The sequence below is a fragment of the Methylobacterium sp. E-066 genome (assembly GCF_022829635.1).
GTDB lineage: Bacteria > Pseudomonadota > Alphaproteobacteria > Rhizobiales > Beijerinckiaceae > Methylobacterium.
The window spans coordinates 1-6,574 of sequence record NZ_JAKSYO010000041.1 but is presented as its reverse complement, the minus strand read 5'-3'; the positions used below and the strand labels follow the sequence as shown (position 1 = coordinate 6,574).

General features: G+C 70.2%; 5 protein-coding genes and 1 pseudogene. 4 read left to right on the top strand and 2 right to left on the bottom strand.

The window, feature by feature from the left end; genetic code table 11:
- Positions 1–218: 218 nt before the first annotated feature.
- Positions 219–1,100 carry a LysR family transcriptional regulator gene (locus tag MKL20_RS04170; protein ID WP_244035624.1) on the bottom strand — a complete coding sequence of 294 codons (882 nt, stop codon included), beginning with the start codon at positions 1,098–1,100 and terminating at the stop codon, positions 219–221.
- Between the two features lie 158 nt (positions 1,101–1,258).
- On the opposite strand from MKL20_RS04170, the gene MKL20_RS04165 reads away from it, so the two are divergent.
- The 4 genes from MKL20_RS04165 to MKL20_RS04150 all read left to right on the top strand — a co-directional run bounded on the left by MKL20_RS04165 (position 1,259) and on the right by MKL20_RS04150 (position 6,041).
- Entirely contained in the window at positions 1,259–2,488 is a 1,230-nt protein-coding gene (locus MKL20_RS04165; protein WP_279594520.1) for an MFS transporter, read from the top strand.
- A 263-nt stretch (positions 2,489–2,751) separates the two neighbouring features.
- Positions 2,752–3,231, top strand: a complete 480-nt coding sequence (locus tag MKL20_RS04160) for a (2Fe-2S)-binding protein (protein ID WP_092042949.1) — start codon at positions 2,752–2,754, stop codon at positions 3,229–3,231.
- Complete coding sequence (locus tag MKL20_RS04155; RefSeq protein WP_244035623.1) at positions 3,228–5,567, top strand: xanthine dehydrogenase family protein molybdopterin-binding subunit; 2,340 nt, start codon at positions 3,228–3,230, stop codon at positions 5,565–5,567. The genes MKL20_RS04160 and MKL20_RS04155 overlap by 4 nt, the downstream gene beginning before the upstream one ends.
- A 75-nt stretch (positions 5,568–5,642) precedes the next feature.
- Positions 5,643–6,041, top strand: coding sequence for a hypothetical protein (locus MKL20_RS04150; protein ID WP_244035622.1), 399 nt, complete (start codon positions 5,643–5,645; stop codon positions 6,039–6,041).
- 12 nt (positions 6,042–6,053) lie between these two features.
- On the opposite strand, the pseudogene MKL20_RS04145 reads toward MKL20_RS04150, so the two are convergent.
- A pseudogene (locus tag MKL20_RS04145) lies at positions 6,054–6,266 on the bottom strand (DUF1194 domain-containing protein); the annotation flags it as partial.
- Positions 6,267–6,574 lie beyond the last annotated feature (308 nt).

Below are 6,574 nucleotides of genomic sequence, written 5' to 3'. Positions count from 1 at the left end.
GAACCTGATCCGGGACCCAGCACACGAAGCGCCGCGCCAGCGGCACAGGTCGATCGGACGGACGCTGCGCGCCGTCGTGTGCTGGGTCCCGGGTCGCATTCCGCTGGCGCTGCATGCGCCCGGGAAAACGGCCGTGCAGACCGGCTCGACGCCATGTCCTGGCTCTCAGCCCAACATCTTGAAAGGGCTGGGTCCCGGACCTTTTGAAACCCGGATCGTCATGGCGGCGCGAACAGGTTCTCCGCCATGAAATCCACGAAGACGCGGATCTTCGGCGCGAGCTGACGGCTCGACGGCCAGAGGATGCGGAAGGTGCCGCAGCGGTGCACCGCGTCGTCCATCACGCTCATCAGCGTCCCGTCCGCGATCTGCGCGCGGACCGCGAAATCCGGCAGGCAGGCGATGCCGAGGCCGCGCTCGGCCAGGCAGACCAGCGGCTCGATGGTGTTGGAGGTCGCCGCGGTGCGCAAGTCGATCGTGTCGCCCGCCTGCAGCAGCCAATCCTCCAGCCGGCCCGTCGTCGGGAAGCGGTGGCGCAGGCACCGGTGCCCGGCGAGGTCGCCGAGCGAGTCCGGGATTCCGTGGAGGGCGAAATAGGCGGGCGCTCCGACCAGCTTGAGGTCGTAGCTGCCGAGCACCCGGGTCATCAGCCGGGAATCCCGCGCCTCGCCGGTGCGGATCACCGCATCGAACCCCTCGTCGATCACGTCGACCAGCCGGTCGGTGAAATCGAGGTCGAGCTCGATCTCCGGCCACGCGACCATGAAGGCCGAGAGGGTCGGCACCATCAGGCGGCCGACCATCGGCAGGCTGACCCGCAGTTTTCCGCGTGGGGCATCTCGGGTCTGGGATAATTCCAGCTCGGCCTGCTCGATCTCGCAGAAGATCTTGCGGCAGCGTTCGAGGAACTGCCCGCCTTCCGGGGTCAGCGTGACCACCCGGGTCGAGCGGTGGAACAGCCGCACGCCGAGCCGCGCCTCCAGGCGCGCCACCGCCTTGCCGACCGCCGAGGCGGAGACGCCGAGTTGCCGGCCCGCCGCCGTGAAGCTGCGCGCCTCGGCGGCCTGCATGAAGGCGGTGAGGGAGCCGAGCCTGTCCATCGCGCCCACCGATTGCGGACCGATCTGTCCGATATGTCGCGAATTGTAGCCCGATGATCGGGTCGCGCCAGCGATTCTATCGTCGCCGCCCGAGTCGGTGACTGGTCTCCCGGCGCTCCCGCCAGCGGAGGGCACCGCCTCGATCGAACAGGTGAGCGATGACGGCGACCCCGGAACCCCGAACCCTTCCCAGCCAATCTATTGCCGGCACCATCAACGCTACGGCCGAGCCGAACAGCCTTCCCCTGGCAGGGCTGCTGGCGCTGGCGCTCGCCGGCTTCATCACCGTCCTGACCGAGGCGCTGCCCGCCGGCCTGCTGCCGCAGATCGGCGCCGGCCTCGCGGTGCCGGAATCCCTGGCCGGGCAGCTCGTCACGATCTACGCCCTGGGCTCGCTGATCGCCGCGATCCCGTTGACGGCGGCGACCCAGGGCCTGCGTCGCCGGACGCTGCTCCTCGCCGCGATCCTCGGCTTCGCGGTGGCCAACACCGTCACGGCGGTCTCGGCGTCTTACGCCTTGACGCTGGCGGCGCGCCTCGTCGCCGGCGTCTCGGCCGGCCTGCTCTGGGCTCTGCTCGTCGGGTACGCGGCCCGCATGGTGCCGGAGCACCAGAAAGGCCGCGCCATCGCAGTCGCCATGGTCGGCATCCCGCTGGCGCTCTCGCTCGGCGTCCCCGCCGGCACCTTCCTGGGCACGGCGATCGGCTGGCGGGCCTGTTTCGGCGTGATGAGCGGGCTGACGCTGATCCTCGTCGCGTGGGTGCTGGTCACGGTGCCGGACTTCCCCGGCCAGCCGGGCGGCCGGCGCCATACCTTGCGCGACGTGTTCGCGATAGCCGGCGTGCGCCCGGTGCTGTTCGTGACGCTGGCCTTCGTGCTGGCCCACAACATCCTCTACACCTACGTCGCGCCGTTCCTTGCCGCCGGCGGCATGGGCAAGCGGACGGACCTCGTGCTGCTGGTCTTCGGCGCCGCGTCGCTGGTCGGCCTCTGGGTCGTCGGCGCCCTCATCGACCGGCATGCGCGGGCGCTGACGCTGCTCAGCGCCGGACTGTTCGGGCTCGCGACGCTGATCTTCGGCCTCCGGAATGACGATCCGGCGGCAATCTGCGTCGCCGCCGCGATCTGGGGGCTCGCCTATGGCGGCGTGCCGACCCTGTTCCAGGCGGCGCTGGCCAAGGCCTCCGGGGATGCGGCCGATCTCGCGCAGGCGATGCTGGTCACGGTCTGGAACGTGGCGATCGCGGGCGGCGGAATCGTCGGCGGCCTGCTGCTCGACAGGGTCGGTACCGGCGCCTTCGCGCCCGCTCTGCTCGCCCTGCTCGTGCCGACCCTGATCGTCATCGGGACGGCGCGGCAGCATGGTTTTCCAAGCGCCCGGCCCTGAAGAGGCAATCCTTCCAAGACATCGGCATGTGCGCCGCCACACGCGGCATGTCCCGGGCGCGGACCTCCGGCGGCATGCCGCGCCTACCTTGCGTTGCACAAGTCTCCCGGGGTGGATTAGAATTCTTCCTATTCTGAACCCAAAGGCCCGTTCGTCGGGTTAGCCCCAGAGGCGGACGCGTGGACCAGAGGATCGGTCGGCGCCTCCCGCTCGGCCCGGACCCGACGGAACGCCGTTCCGGCGCCGCCAGACAGGATACACCGATGATCAAACTCACCGTGAACGGGGCTGCGCGCAGCTTCGACGGCGATCCCGACATGCCGCTGCTGTGGTACCTGCGCGACGAGCTGGGCCTCACCGGCACCAAGTTCGGCTGCGGCGTGTCGCTGTGCGGCGCCTGCACGATCCATCTCGGCGGCGCCGCGACCCGCGCCTGCATCACCCCGATCTCGGCGGCGGCCGACCAGGAGGTCGTGACCATCGAGGGCCTGTCGCCCGACGGCAACCACCCGGTGCAGGTGGCCTGGCGCGATCTCAACGTCGCCCAGTGCGGCTACTGCCAGTGCGGCCAGATCATGCAGGCCGCCGCGCTGCTCAAGGACACGCCGAAGCCGTCCGAGCAGGACATCGACGACACGATGAGCGGCAACATCTGCCGCTGCGGCACCTATCCGCGCATCCGTGCGGCGATCCATCAGGCCGCCGGCCAGACGGCGCCCGCCGGCAAGGGAGAGCGCCTGTGATTCATGACGCCCAGATGATGGCCGAACTGGCCAACGCGAAGCCGACCGCCAAGCCGGTCCTCGCCAATGTCAGCCGCCGCGGCATCCTCGGCGGCGCCGGTGCCCTGGTGCTGGCCCTGTCTCTGCGCGACGCCCGCGCCGACGAGGGCCAGACCGCCGAGCAGAAGGCGCAGAAATTCGGCGCCGACGGCATGCCGCATGGCTGGCGCGACGACCCGAAGATCTTCGTGGCGATCGCACCGGACGGCACCGTCACGGTGACCAACCACCGCTCCGACATGGGCCAGGGCGTGCGCACCTCGGTGGCGCTCACGGTCGCCGACGAGCTGGAGGCCGACTGGCCGAAGGTGAAGGTGGTCCAGGCCTGGGGCGACGAGGCGCGCTTCGGCAACCAGGACACCGACGGCTCGCGCTCGCTGCGCCACTTCTTCCAGCATTTCCGCCATGCCGGCGCCGCCGCGCGGCTGATGCTGATCGAGGCCGCGGCCAAGCAATGGGGTGTGCCGGCCTCCGAGGTGACGGCGGCCAACCACACCCTCACCCATGCCAAGTCGAAGCGCAGCCTCGGCTACGGCGCGGTGGCGCAGGCAGCCTCCGAGCTGCCGGTGCCCACGAACGTCACGCTGAAGGACCCGAAGGATTTCCGCTACATCGGCACCGGCAAGATCGGGCTGATCGACAATTTCGACATCACCACGGGCCGGGCCGTCTACGGCCTCGACACCAAGCTCGACGGGATGCTGTACGCGGTGGTCGCCCGTCCGGCCGTCTATGGCGGCAAGGTCAAGTCCTACGACGACACCGAGGCCAAGAAGGTCGCCGGGGTCGTCAAGATCTTCAAGATCGACGGCGGCGAGATCCCGTCCGAGTTCATGCCCTTGGGCGGCGTCGCGGTCGTCGCGAAAAATACCTGGGCGGCCCTGAAGGCGCGCGACGCCCTCAAGATCACCTGGGATGACGGCCCGAACGCCGGCTACGACACCGACGTGTTCCGCAAGGAGCTCGAAGCCGCCGCGCGCAAGCCCGGCAAGGTCGTGCGCAACCAGGGCGACGTCGACGGTGCGATGGCGAAGGCCAAGACCAAGGTCGAGGCCGAATACTTCGTGCCCCACCTGGTGCAGGCCCCGATGGAGCCCCCGGCCGCCGTGGCCCGGGTCAAGGACGGGTTCTGCGAGGCCTGGGCCTGCACGCAGGGTCCGCAGGCTGCTAACGATCGCCTGATGAAGGCGCTCAAGCTGCCCGACGACAAGGTCAAGGTGAACGTCACGCTGCTCGGCGGCGGCTTCGGGCGCAAGTCCAAGCCGGATTATGTGGTCGAGGCGGCGCTCTGCTCGCAGGCGGTGGACGGCGCGCCGGTCAAGCTCGCCTGGACCCGCGAGGACGACATCCACCACGGCTACTACCACACGATCTCGGTGGAGCACCTGGAGGCCGGCCTCGACGACAAGGGCATGCCGGTGGCCTGGCTGCACCGCTCGGTGGCACCGACGATCGGCTCGATTTTCGCGCCCGATCCGAAGCATGAGCTGCCGTTCGAGCTCGGGATGGGCTTGGTGAACACGCCGTTCAACCTGCCCAACGCCCGGATGGAGAACCCGGAAGCCGCCGCCCATGTCCGGATCGGCTGGTTCCGCTCGGTCTCGAACATCCCGCACGCCTTCGCGATCCAGTCCTTCGTGTCGGAGCTGGCGCATGCCGCCGGCCGCGACCCGAAGGAGTACCTGCTGGATCTCATCGGTCCGGCCCGGAAGATCGACCCGACTTCGATCGGCGACGTCTGGAACCACGGCGAGGACCCAAAACTCTACCCGATCGACACCGGCCGCCTGCGCGGCGTGATCGAGGCCGTCGCCAAGGGCGCCGGCTGGGGACGGCAGATGCCCAAGGGCCGCGGCCTCGGCATCGCCGGCCACTACAGCTTCGTCACCTACACGGCGGTGGCCGCGGAGGTGGAGGTCGACGACAAGGGCCAGGTGAAGGTCCACGCCATCGACATCGCGGTGGATTGCGGGCCGCAGGTGAACCCGGAGCGCATCCGATCGCAGATGGAAGGCGCCGTGGTCATGGGGATGGGGCTCGCCCTCACCTCCGAGATCACCTTCAAGCAGGGCCGCGCGGTGCAGAACAACTTCGACGGCTACGAGATCATCCGGATCGACGCCGCCCCGAAGGTGGTCCGCGTGCACTTGGTGCCGACCGGCTCCTATGACGGCCCGCTCGGCGGCGTCGGCGAACCCGGTGTGCCTCCTGTTGCGCCGGCCATCGCCAACGCGGTCTTCGCCGCCACCGGCCGGCGCGTGCGGCAATTGCCGATCCGCGACCAGCTGAGCGCCTGAACCGCATTCCCTCGCGACGCGTTGGGGGACCGGGGACCTGATCCCCGGCCCCCCGCCATGAAAGAGTTCGCTACGATGATGCGTCCCGCCGCCTTCACGGTTTCCGTCACGGTGCCCCTGGCCCTGATCCTGATGGCGGCCCCGGTCCTCGCCTCCCCCTGCTCGGACAAGATCGACGCCCTGTCGAAGCGGGTGACGTCGGAGGCGACCGCCTCGATCTCGGCCTCGACCAGCGGCCAGGGCAACGCCGCCAAGCGCGGCGGCGAGGGCATGACCGGCACCGAGGGCCAGCGCGCCAACGAATCCCCTCAGGCCCCGCCGGAAAAGTCGGCCCAGGCCGGCGAGGGAGCGGACGCCGCCCAGCAGGCCAAGGTCGCGTTGGACGAGGCGCGGACGGCCGATTCCAAGGGTGATGCCGCAGCCTGCGAGGCCGGTGTGGCGCGAGCCGAAGGCCAGCTGAAGAAGGCGCCCTGAGGCGTCGCCGGGCTACCGCCCTAGGGCGCTGATCGCGATCACGAATTTCCGGCGCAGCGCCCGGGAGAAATCGCCGTAGCCGGCGTCCGCCAACAGGAACGCGCCCGGGCCGCCGAGGACGTGGGCGCGGTACCAGTGCTCCAGGGTGGTCCGGTCCGTAGGGCCGGCCCCGAGCTGAGGCTCAGCGCGCCGACCATGCCCAACACACGGAGCCGACCCGAACCCGTCCGCGCTCTCGCCATCGACGGTCCCGGACCTCCCCGGCCGGCGGGCCGTCCCGGACCCGTTAGGCCATGCTTTCAAAGCCGGCGAAATCAGCCTTTCGGGGGATGGGGGTTGGGGTTGCAAGGGTTGGGGGTCGAGCGCTCTCCCTCCCCCCTCTGCGGGGGAGGGTGGGCCGGCCGTCAGGCCGGGTCGGGAGAGGGGCAGCGCGACGGTTCAGGATGTGGCACCCGTCGCGACTGGTCCGGAAGCGGCGCTCCCCTCTCCCGACCCGCTTCGCGGGCCACCCTCCCCCGCAGAGGGGGGAGGGA